This is a genomic window from Plantactinospora sp. CNZ321, from assembly GCF_004217235.1.
Genome location: NZ_SHKQ01000001.1, coordinates 1488961 through 1507444 on the forward strand (window position 1 = coordinate 1488961; position 18484 = coordinate 1507444).

General features: G+C 72.0%; 15 protein-coding genes. 4 read left to right on the top strand and 11 right to left on the bottom strand.

Annotation, left to right across the window (positions count from 1 at the left end):
- Positions 1–8: 8 nt before the first annotated feature.
- Both EV371_RS06555 and EV371_RS34150 read left to right on the top strand, forming a co-directional pair.
- Complete coding sequence (locus tag EV371_RS06555) at positions 9–1040, top strand: ParB/RepB/Spo0J family partition protein (RefSeq protein WP_130461251.1); 1032 nt, start codon at positions 9–11, stop codon at positions 1038–1040.
- An 849-nt stretch (positions 1041–1889) separates the two neighbouring features.
- Positions 1890–2855, top strand: a complete 966-nt coding sequence (locus EV371_RS34150) for a hypothetical protein (RefSeq protein ID WP_486484512.1) — start codon at positions 1890–1892, stop codon at positions 2853–2855.
- A gap of 140 nt (positions 2856–2995) precedes the next feature.
- Here the strand turns inward: EV371_RS34150 and EV371_RS06565 are convergent, their stop codons facing one another.
- Positions 2996–4027 (bottom strand): D-alanine--D-alanine ligase, encoded by a 1032-nt coding sequence (locus EV371_RS06565; RefSeq protein ID WP_130461252.1) that lies wholly within the window; start codon positions 4025–4027, stop codon positions 2996–2998.
- A gap of 8 nt (positions 4028–4035) precedes the next feature.
- Positions 4036–5352 (bottom strand): aminotransferase class I/II-fold pyridoxal phosphate-dependent enzyme, encoded by a 1317-nt coding sequence (locus EV371_RS06570; protein ID WP_130461253.1) that lies wholly within the window; start codon positions 5350–5352, stop codon positions 4036–4038.
- Positions 5353–5841: 489 nt separating this feature from the next.
- Between EV371_RS06570 and EV371_RS06575 the strand changes: the two genes are divergently transcribed.
- Positions 5842–6501 (top strand): GNAT family N-acetyltransferase, encoded by a 660-nt coding sequence (locus tag EV371_RS06575; protein WP_130461254.1) that lies wholly within the window; start codon positions 5842–5844, stop codon positions 6499–6501.
- An 80-nt stretch (positions 6502–6581) separates the two neighbouring features.
- Here the strand turns inward: EV371_RS06575 and EV371_RS06580 are convergent, their stop codons facing one another.
- The 7 genes from EV371_RS06580 to murJ all read right to left on the bottom strand — a co-directional run bounded on the left by EV371_RS06580 (position 6582) and on the right by murJ (position 15713).
- Entirely contained in the window at positions 6582–7751 is a 1170-nt protein-coding gene (locus EV371_RS06580) for an N-acetylmuramoyl-L-alanine amidase (protein WP_130461255.1), read from the bottom strand.
- A 507-nt stretch (positions 7752–8258) separates the two neighbouring features.
- The gene (trxA, locus tag EV371_RS06585) at positions 8259–8582 is read right to left on the bottom strand and encodes a thioredoxin (protein ID WP_130461256.1); all 324 of its coding nucleotides are present in this window, start codon (positions 8580–8582) and stop codon (positions 8259–8261) included.
- A gap of 35 nt (positions 8583–8617) precedes the next feature.
- The gene (gene trxB / locus EV371_RS06590) at positions 8618–9574 is read right to left on the bottom strand and encodes a thioredoxin-disulfide reductase (RefSeq protein WP_130465710.1); all 957 of its coding nucleotides are present in this window, start codon (positions 9572–9574) and stop codon (positions 8618–8620) included.
- Between the two features lie 183 nt (positions 9575–9757).
- Entirely contained in the window at positions 9758–10906 is a 1149-nt protein-coding gene (locus tag EV371_RS06595; RefSeq protein WP_130461257.1) for a hypothetical protein, read from the bottom strand.
- Positions 10903–11820, bottom strand: coding sequence for an RNA polymerase sigma factor SigM (gene sigM, locus EV371_RS06600; protein ID WP_349337702.1), 918 nt, complete (start codon positions 11818–11820; stop codon positions 10903–10905). The genes EV371_RS06595 and sigM overlap by 4 nt, the downstream gene beginning before the upstream one ends.
- Positions 11821–11866: 46 nt before the next feature.
- Positions 11867–13492, bottom strand: a complete 1626-nt coding sequence (locus tag EV371_RS06605; protein ID WP_130461258.1) for a protein kinase domain-containing protein — start codon at positions 13490–13492, stop codon at positions 11867–11869.
- 502 nt (positions 13493–13994) lie between these two features.
- Complete coding sequence (gene murJ, locus EV371_RS06610) at positions 13995–15713, bottom strand: murein biosynthesis integral membrane protein MurJ (protein WP_130461259.1); 1719 nt, start codon at positions 15711–15713, stop codon at positions 13995–13997.
- A 153-nt stretch (positions 15714–15866) separates the two neighbouring features.
- Between murJ and EV371_RS06615 the strand changes: the two genes are divergently transcribed.
- Positions 15867–17345 (top strand): CCA tRNA nucleotidyltransferase, encoded by a 1479-nt coding sequence (locus tag EV371_RS06615; RefSeq protein WP_130461260.1) that lies wholly within the window; start codon positions 15867–15869, stop codon positions 17343–17345.
- 20 nt (positions 17346–17365) lie between these two features.
- Here the strand turns inward: EV371_RS06615 and EV371_RS06620 are convergent, their stop codons facing one another.
- Together EV371_RS06620 and EV371_RS06625 are read right to left on the bottom strand one after the other, a co-directional pair.
- The gene (locus EV371_RS06620) at positions 17366–17917 is read right to left on the bottom strand and encodes an NIPSNAP family protein (RefSeq protein WP_130461261.1); all 552 of its coding nucleotides are present in this window, start codon (positions 17915–17917) and stop codon (positions 17366–17368) included.
- The gene (locus tag EV371_RS06625; RefSeq protein WP_130461262.1) at positions 17914–18375 is read right to left on the bottom strand and encodes an Rrf2 family transcriptional regulator; all 462 of its coding nucleotides are present in this window, start codon (positions 18373–18375) and stop codon (positions 17914–17916) included. Before EV371_RS06625 ends, EV371_RS06620 begins: the two co-directional genes overlap by 4 nt.
- Positions 18376–18484: the final 109 nt, after the last annotated feature.

Sequence of the window (18484 nt, forward strand, 5' to 3'; positions counted from 1 at the left end):
GGCGTGGCATGAAGAACCGTCCGCGGGGCGGGCTGGGTCGAGGACTGGGCGCGCTGATTCCCACCGCACCGGAACCAGCGGCCGGGGTGGTGACGGCGGAGCCTCCAGTCGACCGACCGGAGGGAACGCGATCGCTGCCGGGTGAATCCACCTGGTCCGCGTCCGTACCGGCCGCTCCGGTCCAGCCGGCCGTCCCGGATCTGGCGCCCGTTCCCGGGGCCCGGTTCGCCGAGATTCCGCTCGACGCGATCGTGCCCAACCCGAAGCAGCCGCGGCAGGTCTTCGACGAGGAGGCCCTGGAGGAGCTCAAGCTCTCGATCCAGGAGGTCGGGTTCCTCCAACCGATCGTGGTACGCCAGCTTGCCGGTGAGCGGTTCGAGCTCGTGATGGGTGAACGGCGCTGGCGCGCGGCCCAGGCGGTCGGCCGGGAGTCGATCCCGGCGATCGTCCGGGACACCCGGGACGATGCGATGCTCCGGGACGCTCTGCTGGAGAACATTCACCGGGCCAACCTCAACCCCCTGGAAGAGGCGGCGGCCTACCAGCAACTGCTGGAGGAGTTCGGCGCCACGCACGAGGAGTTGGCTCGGCGGATCGGCCGCAGTCGCCCGCAGATCTCGAACACCATCCGGCTGCTGAACCTCCCGGCGGAGGTGCAGAAGCGGGTGGCCGCCGGTGTACTCTCCGCCGGGCATGCCCGAGCGCTGCTCGGCTTGGAGGATCCGACGGCGCAGGAGGAACTCGCCCGGCGGATCGTGGCCGAAGGGCTGTCGGTGCGGGCCACGGAGGAGGTCGTGAAGCTGGCCGAGATATCGCCCAGCCGCCCCAGCCCGGCCAAGCGGCGCGCGAAGGTCCACGCCCCAGGGCTGACGGATCTCGCGGACCGGCTCTCGGATCGATTCGACACCCGGGTCAAGGTGGACATCGGGCGGAACAAGGGGAAGATCACCATCGAGTTCGCCACCGTCGACGACCTTGAGCGGATCGTCGGCCTCATTGGGATGTCGGGCTCGGACGCCGAGCCCGACGAGTCGGTCTGACCGCCGGGTCCCCACCTCACGGCCGCTGGGAGGTGGGCCGACCCGGTCCGACAGCGTGGTGATGGCCGCGCCCTCGATAGTCGGGGGTCGCGGCCATTCCCATTGATCTGCCGGGGTGCGCCCTGCCGGGGCGGGAGCCGAGGCGGGCGGTCGCTGGTTTCACGTGAAACCAGGGCACCCGGCACGGTCGCCTTGGCCGCCGGAACGGCAACCGCACCGCACGGCCGAGGGCGCTGTCGTCGGGCTGTCGGGCCGTCGGGCCAGACAGGTCTGCGAGTCGCACCCGCCGCTGCCTGACAGGGGCACGCCGACAAGAAAGGGCGCTACCCGGGGGACCGAAAGGCTGGCGGATCTGTGCCCACGCAGACCGGCATCGCCTACTCCGTTCTCGGCGTGGGACATCGATCCAATCCATGGTGGGTACTGCGCCCGAGACGGCGCCTGGTAATCCACAGGCGTTGTCCACAGGCACCCCTCGTTTCACGTGAAACAGCGCGTGGAACGCGGTATTGGCCTGTGGATGACGGCGGTGAAATTCGCTGAGATTGCCCCCAGCCGGGTGGCGGATGCCTCAGGAATCGGCGCGTCTCGGGAGACGTACGGCTCTCTCCGCGCCGTGTCCGTGCGTCCACCTCGACCGCCGGACGATCCCGGATCCAGGCGGCGGATCCAGGCGCCGGAGCCACACCTCGGGAACCGTTCCGATGTTGACGTAGTCGAGCGGTCCGATCCCGCCGCCCGCCGGACGAAGAGCGGCTGACGGCGCTCGAATCCGGCGCCGACCGGCCGGTGATCGGCAGCCAAAACAGGGTAGGGACACCGGTCCCGAACTCGGTTAGGGTCAGCGTCGTGCCCCACACCCCTCCCGCTGTACCAGACTTCACCAGGTGGCCTTCGTTCCCCTTCGAAGGCGAGTTCCGGGTCAAGCACCTCGACGAGCCCGTAGCGGTCGAGCCGCCGCGCAAGGGCGAGGGTTCCGGCGAATGCCATTCCTGCAATGCTCCCGACGAGGCCTATATCTGGGTCAGTGAACGCTGGCGAGTACGCGCCATGGACCGGCCGACCGGCCTGCCGATGGTGCTGATCCTCGAATCACGCTCGCATCTGGACCTCGGCGACCTGCCCAACCTGCTCGCTGCCGAACTCGGGGTGATGACGGTACGGCTTGAGCGGGCCGTGCGGTCCCTGGACGGGGTCGCCCGGGTTCACGTGAATCGCTGGGGAGACGGTGCCGCACACCTGCACCTCTGGTTCCTGGCGCGGCCGTACGGGCGGCTCCAGTTGCGCGGCACCTTCCTGTCCCTGTGGGACCACATCCTGCCCCCGATCCCCGAGGCACAGTGGCGGGAGAACCTGGCGCTGGTGGCCGCCTGGCTCGCCGAGTTCGGTGGACGTCCGCTGGCCGAGCCGCCCCGCATCCAGTGGCAGGCGCCGTCGAGCCTGGCTCAGCAGGGGGCCGTGCAGCGAGCCACCACCCCGGCCAGCGGAGCAGCCGCGGAAGAACCAGCAGCAGCAGCCGAGTCCAGCTCGGCTACCCCGGCCCCGACTACCCCGACAATGCCGGACCCGAAGCCCGACCCGGCCCCGGAGGCAGAGCCGGCCCCGGAGGCAGGGCCGGCCCCGGAGGCAGGGCCGGAGCCGGAGGCAGAGCCGGGAGGAACCGAGGCCACGGCCTCGACCGGGGATCCCGGTCCGGCCACCCGCCGCGAACCCCAGGGCGGGTCCGGCCAGCCGGGCGTACCGGGGCTCGTCTCCGAACGCCTAACGGGTGGCGGCGGACCCTTGCCGGGCCCTGCCATCCGGCCATCGACCTGAGACACGCCATCAGTTGGCCAAACCAGGCCGCCGAATCGTCGCCGCGCACACGCGCCCGCCCCGTACCCCAGCGGGCGCGGCCGGCGACCCGCGGCGATGGTGAAGGCCGCCGAGAAGGCCGGCCGGGCGAGCGGCTCAGCTCAGGGACGGCCGAGGGTACGGCGCTGAGAGGCGCGGACGACCAGTGTGCGGAGCAGCCCACCGAAGTCGAGTCCGGCGGCGCCGACGGCGAGCGGAAGCAACGAGGTCTCGGTCATGCCCGGCGAGACGTTGACCTCCAGTACGTGCGGTCGGTCGTCCTCGTCGACGATCAGGTCCACCCGGGACAGGTCGCGTAGTCCGAGGGCGGAGTGGGCCGCGAGAGCGGTCTCCGCGACCCGGGCCGCCGCGGTTGCCGACAGCCGGGCCGGTGCGTGCCACGTGGTGAGCCCGGCCGTGTAGCGGGCGGCGTAGTCGTAGACCCCGTTCCGGGGGACGATCTCGACGGCGGGCAGCGCACGCGGGCCGTCGCCCAGGTCGACCACCGAGACCGCCACATCCATTCCGGGCACGTAGCGCTCGACGAGCGCCGTCGAGTCGTACGCGAAACAGCCGACCATCGCCGCAGGCAGCGCGGCCGGATCCCGGACCACGGCGGCGCCGAGCCCCGAGCCGCCCTGGGCAGGCTTTATCATCAGTGGTAGCCCGAGCCGGTCGACGATCCGGTCCAGCACCGCCACCGCGCCGAGTTCGGAGAACCGGTCGTGCGGCAGCGCCACCCAGTCCGGGGTGGGGATGCCGCCCTCGCGGAGCACCGCCTTCGCCGACGGCTTGTCCCAGGCCAGCCGGGACGACCGGGCGTCACAGCCGACGTACGGCACGTCGCAGATGTCGAGTACGCCGCGCAGCGAGCCGTCCTCCCCGGTCGACCCGTGCAGGGCGATCACCACCGCGTCCGGGGGATCGTCCCGGAGCAACGGCAGCAGCGAGACGTCGGCATCCCGGAGCTCCGCCTCCACACCGGCCGAGCGGAGCGCGTCGAGCACCCGCCGACCGGACTTCAGCGACACGTCCCGTTCGTACGAGAGTCCGCCAGCGAGTACCAGGACGCGTAGTTCCGGCGCAGGATCGTGAGGTACGGGGTCCGGCCATTCGGCGGCCTGGAGTGGATCGTCGGCAGAGTGCGTACTCATGCCGGAGATCATGCCAAGTCGGGACCCGGCACATCCGCGCCGGCCTGCCCACGACGGCGCCGGGACGGGGCGCCGACGGCGCCGAAGACCTCGCGCATCGCGGTCTCCTGCTCCATCACGGTCGCCAGCCGGCGCACACCCTCGCGGATCCGCTCCGGGGGCGGGAAGGAGAAGTTGAGCCGCATGTGGCCCGCCCCCGTACCGTCGGCGTAGAAGCCGGTGCCGGGGACGTAGGCGACCCGGGCGGCGATGGCCCGCGGCATCATCGCCTTGGCGTCCAGGCCGTCCGGCAGCGTCGCCCAGACGAACAGCCCGCCACCCGGCTCGGTCCAGCTCGTGCCGGCCGGCATGTAGTCGGCCAGCGCGTCGAGCAGAGCGTCCCGGCGTTCCCGGTAGACCTCACGGTAGGTCTTGAGCTGCTCCCGCCACGGCATCGTCGACAGATAGGTGGTAACGGCCGCCTGGGCGAACGCGCTGGGGCAGAGGATCTGCGCCTCGCTGGCGATGACCAGCTTGTCGCGCACGGCGTGTGGAGCGAGAATCCAGCCCACCCGCAGCCCGGGCGCGAAGGTCTTGGAGAAGGTGCTCAGATAGAAGACGCCGTCCCGACGGCGCGCCCGCAGCGGTGCCGGCGCCTCGCGGTCGAAGCCGAGCTGGCCGTACGGGTCGTCCTCGACCACCAGCAGGCCGGCCCGTTCGCAGATGTCGAGCACCCGCTCCCGGCGTTCCTCGGTGAGCGTCACCCCGGTCGGGTTCTGGAACGTCGGGATCGTGTAGAGGAACTTCGCGCGCCGGCCCGAGCGGGCGACGTCGGCGATAGCCAGCTCCAGCGCCTCCGGGATCAGGCCGTCGGCGTCCATCGGTACGTGCACCACCTGGGCCTGGGCGCTCTGGAAGACGCCGAGCGCGCCGACGTAGGTGGGCCCCTCGGCGAGTACGACGTCGCCGGGATCGAGGAAGAGCCGGGCGATCAGGTCCAGCGCCTGCTGCCCGCCGACCGTCACCACCACGTCCTCCGGGGAGGCGCCGCAGCCGGCGTCGATGCCGGAGAGCGCCATCACCTCGCAGATCCGCTCCCGCAGTTCCGGCGCGCCCTGGCCGATGCCGTACTGCAGGGTGCTCGCCCCCTGGTCGGCGGCGAGCTTGTTGAGCATCTCGCCGACCGCGTCCAGCGGCAACGCGGCGATGTACGGAGCGCCGCCGGCCAACGAGACGACCTCCGGACGGCTGGCGACGGCGAACAGGGCTCGGATCTCCGATGCCGTCATCCCGCGTACCCGTCGGGCATAGCGGTCCGTGTAGTCGTCCAGCGTCGTACCGGTCATGCCGGTGCCTCCTCGCTGCGCTCGTCGTGCCTGCCCACTCGCTGTGCCTGCCCATGACGGCCGTTCCCGCCGGGACGGCCACCGAACCGCATTCAGCGAACCAGGTCAACCGCATTCGGCGAACCTGGTCGTCAGGTCCTGCCCCGGTGCCCTCGGCACCTCGAACGCCGCGCCCGCTCGCCGTCTGGTCCGCCGGACTCCGCCCTGCGGGCGGGGGCGGAGGGCTGGCCGGCAACACCGCCGGCTGGCGCTCGTCGTTCGATGGTAATCCGGATCACCCCATCAAGCCCCTCGGCCCAGTGGCCCGTCCACATGTCGGACCGGTTGACCTGCCGGGTTCACCGGCTGACCGGGTGGAACGGTGGGTAGTCGACCTGTACCCTCCCGAGCCGGGCGGTTCCGGCGTACGATCGCTCGTTGGGGGTAGGGGCCGGAGATGGCGATATTTTGCGTCTTTGGGCCTCCAGGATGATTTGTGGGGATGCGCCGATGTCGCGACGTCTGGTCAGTCTGACCCTCGACACTCTCGAAGACCTGCCCACGCCGTGTCGCCGGTGCGTCTACTGGGAGCTGGATCCGGTGGCGGCCGAGCGGGCCCGCGAGGCAGGCGATCCCGGCCTGGAGAAGGAGGCCTGGGTCTCGCAGACGCTGCTCGAATGGGGCTCCTGCGGAAAGCTGGCATACGTCGACGGTATGCCCGCCGGATTCGTGATGTACGCCCCGCCGGCCTACGTTCCCCGGTCGATGGCCTTCCCCACCTCTCCGGTCTCGGCCGACGCCGCACTGCTGACCACGGCACACATCATCACCGCCTTCGCCGGTGGCGGGCTGGGCCGGATGCTCGTGCAGGGGGTCGCACGGGACCTGACCAAGCGGGGCATCAAGGCGATCGAGGCGTTCGGCGACGCCAAGTTCGGCGACGCCGGCGAGGGCGCTGGCGGCTGTGTCGCCCCTGCCGACTACTTCCTCTCCGTCGGCTTCAAGACGGTACGCCCGCATCCGCGCTTTCCCCGCCTCCGGCTGGAGCTGCGTACCGCGCTGTCCTGGAAGTCCGACGTCGAGTACGCGTTGGAGAAGCTGCTGGGCTCGATGAGCCCCGAAGGGCTGCTCCGGCCGGTACGCCCCGCCACCCGCTCGGCCGCCGGCTGACGGGCCTCCGGTTCACAGCCCGCACCAACCACGATGAAGGCGAACCCGGTTCACGGACGCACCGACCGGGGCCTGCGGCGTCAGTCGGGGGCGGCGGACCCGGCGGCGACCATCGCCCGCAGCTCGCTGACGTCGATCGAACCGGTCGGCACGTCCTCCTCGACCGGGAAGTACATCCGCTGCACCGCCGCGACGATGGCGTCCACGACCCGGTCCCGGAAGCGGGGATCGACCAGCCGCGCCCGGTCGGCCGGCGAGGTGAGGTAGCCGACGTCGACGCGTACCGCCGGCATCCGGGTCAGCCTGAGCAGCTCCCACGTCTTCGCGTGGGTGTGGCAGTCGCGCAGCCCGGTCCGGGCCACGATCTCCCGCTGGACGAGCCCGGCCAGCCGCTCACCGACGCTTGAGGTCACGCCGTTGGCGGTGCCGTAGTGGTAGGTGGCGACCCCGTCCGCCTCCGGGTTGACGTGCCCGTCGATGTGCAGCGAGATGAGCAGGTCGCCGCCGAGTTCGTTGGCCAGGTCGGCGCGGGTGAGATCGGCCAGCGGCGCGGCCGGCGCCGGGCCCCGGGTGAGGTGCACCCGCATGCCGGCGGCGGCGAGCCGGCCCTCCAGCCGGGCGGCGAGGTCGTAGGCGAGGTCCGCCTCGGTCCACCGCAACGCGCCGTCCTGGACCACGAATCCGGGATCGAAGGGGTCGTGACCGGGGTCGATCACGATGACCTTGCCGACCAGGTTCGGACCGGACTGGCGGAACGCGTCGGCCTCCCGGAGCAGGGTCGGCCGGCCGCCGACCACCTTGCGGCCGAGCCGGCGCAGCGCGTTCATCGTCTGCGGGCCACAGGCACCGTCGGGGGGCAGCCCGACCTCACGCTGGAACTGGGCGACCGCGCGGGCCGTCCGGGCGCCGTACACGCCGTCGGCGCGGCCGACGTCGTAGCCCATCTCGAGCAGGCGCTCCTGCAGCGTCCGAACGTCCTCGCCGATCAGCGGGTCGGGAATCGCCTGGTAGAGGGTACGGGCGCCGAGGCGCCACCGGGCCGCGTCCAGCGCCCGCCAGGTCTCCGGGCCGACCTGGCCGTCGACGCTGAGCCCACGGTCCTGCTGAAAGGCGCGTACCGCGCGTTCGGTCTCCGCCTCGAACTCGTCGGCGCCGGGTGGCCCACCGGCGGGCAGCAGGCTCAGCCCGACGAGAACGGCTCGGATCTCGGTGACCGCACGTCCCCGGTCACCGCGTCGGATCGGACGCACGGACAACCTCCTCTGCGTACCTGCGGCTGACTGCCCGGCTGCCGGGCGGTGTGCCGGATCGGCCCCTGCGGCCGGTCCGGCGGCGGACGGCTCGTCGCTCCTCCGGGCGGCCCAGGCGGAACCGCCTCGACGGGTCCGGCCCGGTCGCGCCGGCCCGCCGACGCGCGGAGGAACGCTTCCGGAGCGTACCGTGGCGCTCCGGAGCACGCCCGTCCTTGACCGTACGGCATCCGGCAAACTCGCCGTCGAGCTGCGGATATACCCGTTCCGCCGGGCCCGGACGCATGCCGGAGCCGATTGCCGCCTGATCCGTGACACGCGGCGACCGGCTAGCGACCGGTGGCCGGCGACCGGCGCCCGGGTCTCGGGTCTCGGTTCAACCGGGGCGGGTGGATCTCGTCGAGCATGCCGAGCTTGTCGCCGGGGTCGGCGCGGCGGCCGAAGACGCCGATGCGCCCTCCTCCGGGGGATCCGGGGGCGGGCGCATCGGCGTGGCGATGACCTGCGTTACAGAGCAGTCTCGATGAGCTTGATCAGGTCGCTCTTCGGGCGGGCGCCTGCGATGGACTGAACGGGTTCGCCGCCCTTGAACATCGTCAGGGTCGGCACCGACAGCACCCGGTAGGCACGGGCGGTCTCCGGGTTGTCGTCGATGTTGAGCTTGACGATCCGGACCTTGTCCCCCAGTTCGCCGGCGATCTCTTCCAGCAGGGTGTCGACCTTGCGGCACGGCCCGCACCACTCGGCCCAGAAGTCCACAAGTACCGGCGTATCGGACTGCAGCACGTCACTGGCGAAGTTGGCATCCGTGACGGCGCTTGTTGCTCCCACTAGTCCTCCTCGGGGGTTGCTTCGTGCTTTGGGATTCAGTCTTCCGCGAGCGTTGCGAGGAACCGCTCGGCGTCGAGCGCGGCGGCGCAACCGGTACCGGCCGCGGTGATCGCCTGGCGGTAGGTGTGGTCGACCAGGTCACCGGCGGCGAACACCCCGGGGATGTTGGTCCGGGTACTCGGTGAGTCGACCTTGACGTAGCCGTTGTCGTCCAGCTCGATCTGGCCCCGGAAGAGCTCGCTGCGCGGGTCGTGGCCGATCGCCACGAAGACTCCGTTGACGTCGAGCGTCTTGGCCTCGCCGGTGTGCGCGTTGCGCAGGCGCACCCCGGAGACCTTGCCGTCGGAGCCGAGCACCTCCTCGACCACGCTGTTCCACTCGACGTGGATCTTGTCGTTGGCCAGCGCCCGGTCCGCCATGATCTTGCTGGCCCGGAACTCGTCGCGGCGGTGCACGATCGTCACCTTGCTGGCGAACTTGGTGAGGAAGGTCGCCTCCTCCATCGCCGAGTCACCACCGCCGACCACCACGATCTCCTGGCCCCGGAAGAAGAAGCCGTCACAGGTGGCACAGGACGACACGCCGTGGCCGAGGTACTCCTGCTCGCCCGGCACACCCAGCGGCCGCCAGGCCGAACCGGTGCTCAGGATGACCGCCTTCGCCCGGTACGCCGTCTCACCCACGTACGCCGTGCTCGCCGCCCCGGAGGCCGGTACACCGGTGTCGACCAGCTCGACCCGGGTCACGTCGTCGGTGACGAACTCGGCCCCGAACCGCTCTGCCTGCTTGCGCATCGCGTCCATCAGCTCCGGGCCCATGATGCCGTCCGCGAAGCCGGGGAAGTTTTCCACCTCGGTCGTGGTCATCAGGGCACCACCGGACTGCACACCCTCGATGACCAGCGGTTTCAGGTTGGCGCGCGCGGCATAGATCGCCGCGGTGTAACCGGCCGGCCCAGAGCCGATGATGATCAGGTTGCGGACCTCGTCCACTGCCGTCTCCCGATGTGTCTCTCTGCGCCACCAGCGCCAGGCGCCGACGGCGGTCCGAGCGCCGGCCACGTACGGCACCGGCACCTGCAAGCCAGAACGTCATCGTACGAACCGGGGATTCCCGAGCCGGTCATCCGGTGGGTCATGTCACTGCGTCGACGAAACAGCCGATGAGGTGTTGATTCACCCTACCCGGCTCTGGTAGGTGAGGTCGGCACCGGCGCCGGGTGAACCGCAGGCCGGACCGGTCACCCAGGCCCAGCGCGTCCCGGACCCGTCGGTGAAGACGACGACGAGCGCGGCCCGGCCCTGGAAGGTGGCGTAGTCCACCAGGTCGACCGCGACCGGGCCCTGGGCGTGGGCCACCGCGATCGCGTCGAGGCAGGCGGCGAGGACCGACCGGTCGGCCAACCGCTGCAGCGGGCCGCCGGGGGTGCCCATCGGCTGGCAACACGACGAAGCGGCGGTCGCCGGGCTCCGGTCGGCGTCCTGCCGGGCCGGATCGGGACTGCGGGCCGGCGGCGTGGACCGGGTGGGCGCCCCGGTCGAGGCGGCCTGCTCGGTCAGCTCGGAGACGGTGTCCGGGAGCGAGTCGGGGGTGTAGTCGGTGCCGGTGAAGAGGACCCGCTCGGCGGAGGGCTCGACCACCGTCCGGGGCGGGCCGGAGCCGAGGATCTGCGGTGCGGCGGCGTCCTCGCCGGAGTTCAACGCCGTACTCGCGGAGTCGTCACGGGCGCCGACGCCGCCGTCGACGAGACCCCGGACGGCGAACCCGGCGAATCCGACGACCACGGTAGCGAGCAGGACCGGACCGGCCAGCCGTCGCGCCCAGCGCCGCCGCCGACCCGGTCGACCGGGGCCACCACCCGACCGGGCCGGCCGGGTCGACAGCTGTCGACGGGGCCGCCCGGCCGGACGCGTCGGCCCGCCCGTGCCGGCGCCGCCCGTCGATCCGAGCCCGGCGTCCGGGCCGGCACCGGACCGGGTGACGGCACCCGGCTCGGTGCCGGCGAGCGGTTGGTCCGTGCGGTCGGTGACCGGACTGCTCCCGGCGGTCGGGTCGTCGGTGCGGGGCACGGTCGCGCCGGCCAGCGCCGAGGTGAGCCGGTCGAGCACCGCGGCCGGCATCGGGGTCGGGTCGGCGGCCCAGCCCGCCAGGTCGAGGCGTACCGCGTCGAGCCCGGCGGTGAGGTTGGTGTGAGCCTCGGCCCAGGCCGGGTCCTGCTCGATCAGCCGGGCGACCTCGACCTGCTCCGGGGTACCGTCCAGCGCGCCACCGACATAGTCGGCCAGCAGGTCGAGATCGACCTCCCCGAACTGGCCCCCGGTCACGATTCCTCCTGGTCCTGGTCGACCCGGCCGGCGCGCCGGTCCGATGTCACCTGCTTGCTCGCTCCGCGCCGGATCGATTCCGATCGGACGCCGCCGCCGGAGCCGAGGTTCCCACCGGTGACGGAGGGCACCCTGGGGCTCGGCGCGGGATCACGGCCGCTTCCCGCCGGCCGGAGGTGCCCGAGCAGGACGGCGAGCCGGGCTCGGCCCCGGGCGCACCGGCTCTTCACGGTGCCCTCGGCGACACCGAGGATCTCGGCCACCTCGGCGACCGGATAGCCCTGCAGGTCCACCAGCACCAGCGCGGCCCGTTGCTCGACCGGAAGTTCCGCGAGCGCCTGCCGCACCACGAGCGTGGTGTCGTGGTCGGTGACCGGGGCGGCAGGCTCGACGCCGCCCTGCCAGCGCGCGGAGTCGGACGGGCGGGTGCTGTCCGGCAGCGGCACGGTCGGGTGGGCCTGCCGACGGCGGATGCGGTCGAGGCACGCGTTCACCACGATGCGGTGCAGCCAGGTGGTGACGGCGGCCTCGCCCCGGAACCGGGCCGCGGAGCGGTGCGCCGACAGCAGGGCGTCCTGGAGGGCGTCCGCCGCCTCCTCCCGGTCGTTCACCGTACGCAGCGCCACCGCCCAGAGCCGGTCCCGGTGCCGGTGGAAGAGGGTCGCGAAGGCGTCCGGGTCACCGTCGACGTGCGCCCGGAGCAGTGCCGCGTCGTCGGAGTGGCCGGTCGGGTCGGGCTGGGCTGAGCCGACCGGCCGGGGCGTACGGCGGCTCCGGCCCTCGAACTGCGGCCCGGTCGCCCCGGCGTCACCCACGGTCGGACCCGTCGGCCGGGCGGGGTCGGTCGGCGCCCATGGACGGGCGGCGGGTGACCCGGCGCGGCCGGCAGCGTCGGGGCCCAACCCGCCGGTCATGGCCGCACGATAACCGAATCACGCACGCGCTGGGATGAACGGCAGGTCACCGACTCTGGACCGTGATCTCCTGGACACCGACCTTCCACCGGGTGGCACCCGGCTCGGTCTCCGGCAGGTCGGTGATCCACAGCATCAGGTACTGGTACTTCTGCCCGGGTACGAACTGGCTGAACAAGACTCTGGTGCTGTCGGTCTTCTCGTACGCGTGGCCGATCCGGTTGCTGAACGCCTCGACCAGGTCCCGGTCGCCGCTGGAGGTCGCCGGGAAGTCCCTGCTGCCCGAGCGCAGCTCGGCGGAGACACCGCTCTCGGAGAAGTCCACCTGCACGCTGGTGACCTCGCGGGGCTCGCCCAGATTGATCAGGATGCCCATCCCGGCCTTCGTGTTACCGAAGTTCGACTTGTTCCGGTAGGTGTCGGTCTTCCAGCCCTCGTTGGCGTCGCCGTCGACGACCTTCTCCACGCCCTTCAGCTCGGTCCGGTCGCCGTCCGGGTCGATCACCCGGACCTGGTCGGCCCTGATGTCGAGCTTGCGTGGAGGAGCGGCCGGTGGCTCCGGGTCACCGGCGACCGCCGGCTCGGTGCTGGCCCCGGCGCTCGGGGTCGGCGCGGCCTGGCCGCCGCTCGGGTCCGAGCCGCCGACCAGTGCGTTGATGCCGAGCGAGAGCCCGACCAGCGCGACCACCAGCAGGGCCGCGATCCCGATCAGCATCCGGCGGTTGCTGGGAGTCGGCAGGTCGGGGCCACCGTCGTCGCCGGAGGTGAAGCGGAGCGGTCCGCTGTCGAGGTAGTGCTCCTCGGCGGCGGCGTCGAGCCGGCCCAACTCGGCGGCGAGGACGTCCGAGGACGGCACCGCGAGCTGCGGGTCGAGCAGGTCCATCGTGAGGTCGTCGAGGTAGGCGGGTACACCGGCCCGGACCTGCCGGGGGGCCGCGATGGTGCCGCTCGCGTCGCGGACGGCGTCCGGCAGCGGCGAGCGGGACCGCCGGGTCGAACCGGCGGTGAGGGACGCCTCGGCGTGCGGCCAGTGGCCGGTCAACGCGTAGTAGAGGACGCCGCCGACCGCCCGTACGTCGGTTTCCGGGGTGTCCGCGCCGTCGGTACGCGCGTCGGCGAGCACCACCCGGCCGTCGTCGCCGACCATCACGGTGCCGGGGTGCAGGTTGCCGTGCACCATGCCGGTGGCGTGGATGGCGGCGATGGCCCCGGAGACGGCATGCGCGATGCTGGTGGCCCGGGCCGGGTCGAGTACCCCGTCGGCGACGAGTTCGCGCAGGGAGTGTCCGTCCACCCACTCGCGGACGACGTACGCCCGGTCCTCCTCGTCGATCGCGTCGTAGACACCGACCAGGTTGGGGTGGATCACCCGGCTGGCCGCCACCGCCGCCTGGAGCATCTCCTTCGCCGAGTCGCCGCCGGGGTAGCGCAGCACCACGGCGACCGGTCGGCGCAGCACGACGTCGACACCGCGCCAGACCTGCCGGCCCGCGCTGTCGTCGTTGATGTGTTCGGCAAGTTCGTACCGCTCGGCCAGGATCTCACCGACGGCGGGGGCACCGAAGGTCATCACGGACGGAGCCGCTTCGTCCGCCTCCTGACCTTCGCCGACCTGGGTCACCCGTCCTCCCTCGGTGATCGTGTCGATCGATGGACCCGTGCTGCTAGGCATCTGGCTTCCCGCTCCGCCTTCGAAGGAAATCGGACGGCCACCGGCACTCCTAGCCTAGGCGCTCGCCGCACCCGTCGAGAGCGACCTTACCCGGGTCTGACTGATCCCCGACACGTCATCTTGCGGCCGTGCGCCGACCTGCTGGGCCGATGTGTCGGGAAGCTTGTTGGATCGCCCGCTGTCAGCCAGCTTTTCGGCCGTGCTTTGGCAAGTTATAGGTTGATTTCACCAATTTGCTACCGGGTCGGTGTGCCGGCCCGCCGCCTCCACCCGGCACCTTCGTCGTCCGGGGCGTCGGCGTACACCCGGCACCTTCCCCCGTGCGCCGGAAGTATGCCGGATGCCCTGCGCCGACAGCATCCGGGTGGTCGCCAACCCGCGCAGTGGCACCGGCAGCCGATCCCGGCAGAGTTGTCCACAGCCTGTGCATAGCGATCCCGAGCATGCCTCGTCGGGTTTTCCACAGGTACGTCCCCAGCCCGTACCCCGACCGATCGGCGGTTCACCGACCAAGCCGGCGCCGGACCATGCCGACCACCGTGGTTATCTCCTGGATCCGCAGTAGCAGCGCCAGACCGAGGTAGGTGGCCCCGATCGCCGCTCCACCGATCGCCACCTCCAGGAAGCCCAGCCACCGGTTCTCCAGCGCCGAACCCGGCAGCAGGATCACCACCAGCAGGCCGACCAGGGCCGCGCCGAGGGCCGCCACCAGCACCCGGCCGAAGGTGTTGACCATTCCGGCCAGGCCGATCCGGCCGATCCGGGGGCGCAGCAACCAGGCGGAGATCACCGCCGCGGCGACGTACGAGACCGCGTTGCCGAACATCATCCCGGAGGCGAGTACCGAGATGGAGAACGCGGCGAAGACGAGCACCTGCACCAGGATCCGGAGCAGGACGACCGGGACGTTGATCAGGGCCGGCATCCGGGTGTCCGGCAGCGCCCAGAACGCGAAGGTGAAGACCTGGCTGACCGCGAACGGGATCAGCGCCAGCGCGGCGACCAGCAGTACCGGCGAGATCGCGCCCGCGTCCCCCCGGGCCGCGCCGTAGTCGAAGAGGCTGACCGCGATCGGTTCGGCGAGTACGGCGTAGCAGACCGCGATCGGCGCGAGTACCGCGGTGACGGTGCGGACCGCGCGGGACACGTCGGCCGCCATGTCCTCGAAGCGGCCGTCCGCGGCGGCGGCGCTCATCCGGGGCATCAGGGCGGTGATGATCGAGACCGCGATGATGCCGTGCGCCATCATCAGCAGCAGGAAGACGTTGTTGTAGATGGCCGGGCCGGCGGTCTCGCCCTTGACCCGGTTGAGCAGGTTGAAGAGCACGACCAGGCCGAGCGAGTTGACCCCCACGTAGCAGAACATCCAGCCGCCGAGCCGGCCCAGCTCGCGCAGGCCCAGCTCCCGGAAGTCGAACCGCCACCGCCAGCGGAAGCCGACCCGGCGCAGTGCCGGCAGCAGGCCGCCGGCCTGGACCACGATGCCGAGCAGGGTGCCGCCGCCGAGCAGCAGGATCCGACCCGGACCCAGCTCGGCCGGCTCCAGGACCCGGGCGCCGTAGATGGCGATGTAGAGCGCGCAGGCGGCGATGATGACGAGGTTGTTGAGGATCGGTGTCCACATCGGCGCCGCGAAGTGCCCGCGGGTGTTGAGCACCGCGGCGACCAGCGCGCTCAGCCCGGAGAAGAAGATGATCGGCAGCAGCAGCCGGGAGAGTGCGGTGACCAGGCCCTGGTAGTCGTCGCCCCGGCCACCGGCGACGATCTCGGTCAGGATCGGGGCGGCCAGGATGGCCAGCACCGCGGCCACGCCGAGGGCGAGCACCGCCAGGGTCAGCAGACGCTGGGCGTACGCCTGGCCGCCGTCGGGGTCGACCCGGCGCCGGCGTACCAGCACCGGCACCAGCACGCTGGTCAGGATGCCGCCGAGCAGGAACTCGTAGACCATCTGCGGGATGATCAGGGCGGTGGCGTACGCGTCGTTGACCGCGAAGGCGCCGAGCGCGGCCGTCACCATCAGGGTGCGCAGGAAGCCGGTACCCCGGCTCACCAGGCTGCCGATCGCCATGATCGCGCTGTTCCCGGCGGCGCTGCCGGCGGTCTCCGGCGGCGGCGCGGTGCTCTCCAGGACCGGCTGCGCGGAGATCAGCGTGGCGCCGTCCTGCGGCGGCGGGACGCCGTCGGGCATGGCGTTCGCGCTGCGGTACAGCCCGCCAGCCATGTCAGCCTCCCAAGGGGTACGGCGGGCAGGACACCCACCGGCACTGTTGGAACCTTAGTCAATCCGGTCTTCCGCCCGCCCGACCGAGTCACCGGTCCGGCCGGCGTGCCCGGCGCCAGCCGGTGCCGGACGGTTCAGTACGCTGGCGATCCCATGTCCGAAACATCCGCCCCGAACAGCGCCGCCGCGCCGCCGTCCACCAGCCGGTCGGCCCTGAGTGCTGCCCAGCGCAACGCCGTCGCCGAACTGCTCCGCGTCTCGCCGGTCGCCGACGAGTTGGGCCGCCGGTTCGGCCGGGCCGGTCACGAGCTGCACCTGGTCGGCGGCTCGGTCCGGGACGCCCTGCTGGGCCGGCTCGGCGAGGACCTCGACTTCGCCACCGACGCCCACCCGGACGAGACGCTGCGGCTGCTCAAGGGCTGGGCCGAGGCGACCTGGGAGACCGGGCGCGAGTTCGGCACGATCGGCGCCCAGCGGAACGGGCTGCGGCTGGAGATCACCACCTTCCGGGCCGAGTCGTACGACCAGCGCAGCCGCAACCCGGTCGTCCGGTACGGCACCGACCTCGCCGACGACCTGCGGCGCCGCGACTTCACCGTCAACGCGATGGCGGTCAGCCTGCCCGGGCACGAGTTCACCGACCCGCACGGCGGCCTGGCCGACCTCGCCGACCGGGTGATCCGGACCCCCGGTACCCCCGCCGAGTCGTTCGGGGACGATCCGCTGCGGATGCTCCGGGCGGCCCGGTTCGCCGCGCAACTGCGCTTCGCCGTCTCGCCGGAGGTCCGAACGGCGATGCGGGCGATGGCGGCCGACCTCGACCGGATCACCGCCGAGCGGATCCGGGACGAGTTCACCAAGCTGCTCTGCGGGGCCGATCCGATCACCGGGCTGCGGCTGCTGGTCGACACCGGCCTCGCCGACCGGTTCCTGCCGGAGCTGTCCGGGCTGAAGCTGGAGATCGACGAGCACGCCCAGCACAAGGACGTCTACGAGCACACCCTGATCGTGGTGGGCAACGCGGTCCGGCTGGAGGAGGAGGGCTGCGACTTCGTCCTGCGGATGGCCGCGCTGATGCACGACGTCGGCAAGCCGGCCACCAAGGCGGTCGGGCCGGACGGCCGGGTCAGCTTCCACCACCACGAGGTGGTCGGCGCCCGGCTGACCAAGCAGCGGATGAAGGCGCTGCGCTATCCGAAGGACGTGATCGGCCAGGTCGTCGCGCTGGTCGGGCTGCACCTGCGGTTCTACGGGTACGGGCGCGGCGAGTGGACCGACTCGGCGGTTCGCCGGTACGTCACCGACGCCGGTGACCTGTTGCCCCGGCTGCACAAGCTGACCCGCTCCGACTGCACCACCCGGAACCGCCGCAAGGCCGCCGCGCTGGCCGCCGACTACGACGCGCTGGAGGAGCGGATCGCGCGCCTCCAGGCCGAGGAGGACCTCGCCCGGGTCCGCCCCGACCTCGACGGCAACGCCATCATGGAGTTGCTCGGCGTGGGGCCGGGGCCGGTCGTGGGTCGGGCCTGGCGGTTCCTGAAGGAACTGCGCCTGGAGCGTGGCCCGCTGGACCGGGACGAGGCCGAGGCCGAGTTGCTGCGCTGGGCCCGGGAGCAGGGCGTCACCGAGTGACCGCCGCTGTTTCCGCACGGTCAGCGCAGCGCCGAGCGGGCCGTCGGGGCCAGCCGCAACTGTCGCGGTGGCGAGCTGAGCGCGGCGGACAGCGCGGGCAGCACCTCGTCCCGCCAGCGGGCAGACCCGTCCAGGCGCCGGAGGTGGTCGTCGAACTGCCCGGCGTCGGTGAACCGGGTGAGCCAGCAGACGACGTGTTCCCCGATGCGTACCGGCAGGTCCGGGAAGGTGTTCTCGGCGTACTCGGTCGACAGGCAGGCGACGGGTGCGGCGCCGGTCTCGGCGAGCAGCGGCCGGATCCGCTGGTGGAAGAGGTCGGTGAACGCCGGGTCGACCGGGCCGCCGTAGAACTCGTGCAGTGCTGCGGCCCGGCGGGGCATGTCGGGGAATCCCCGGAGCCAGACGAAGCGGTCCGGGTCCGCCAGGTCGTGGAACTGCCCGACGACCGCCATCCCGGCCGCCTCCTGCGACTCGACGAACTCGCGGTCGAAGAGGTCGACCAGCACGTCGCGCCCGCCGCGGTGCAGGGTGTACTGCCGGAGTTCCACGACCGGGTGGCGTACCTCGTTCATTCCCGCCCCGTCTCCAGAGTGCCGTCCGGTTCCGTCTTCAGGGTCTCGTCCAGCACGTCGGCGATCGACGTACCCGAGAGTTGCCGGCGCAGCGCCTGGTCGACGTCGCCGTAGAACCGTCCGAGGGCCGGCCGGATGCCCCTGCCGACCGGGCACTCCAGGTTCGGCTCGCCGTGGTGCAGGGCGAACAGCGGCTCCCGCTCGACCGCGGCGTACACGTCGAGCAGGGTGATCTCGTGCGGCGGTCGGGCCAGACGCCAGCCCGCCCCGACGCCGTGCCGCACGGTGACCAGCCCGGCCCGCCGGAGGTCACCGAGACTCCGCCGGATGACCACCGGGTTGGTCCGCACGCTCGCGGCGACCTGGTCGGAGGTGAGCACCTGCCGGCCGCGCCGCTCGGAGAGCGCCATCCAGGTCAGCGCGTGCACCGCGATCGTCAGTCGACTGTTCGCCGCCACCCTGCCGCACCGCCTCCCGATAGGTGTAACAGGTTCTGTTACACCGGGTGGATTGTCAATGCCGGAACGGATGGTTCGCCTGCCGCGCCCACTCCGATACCGTCCTATC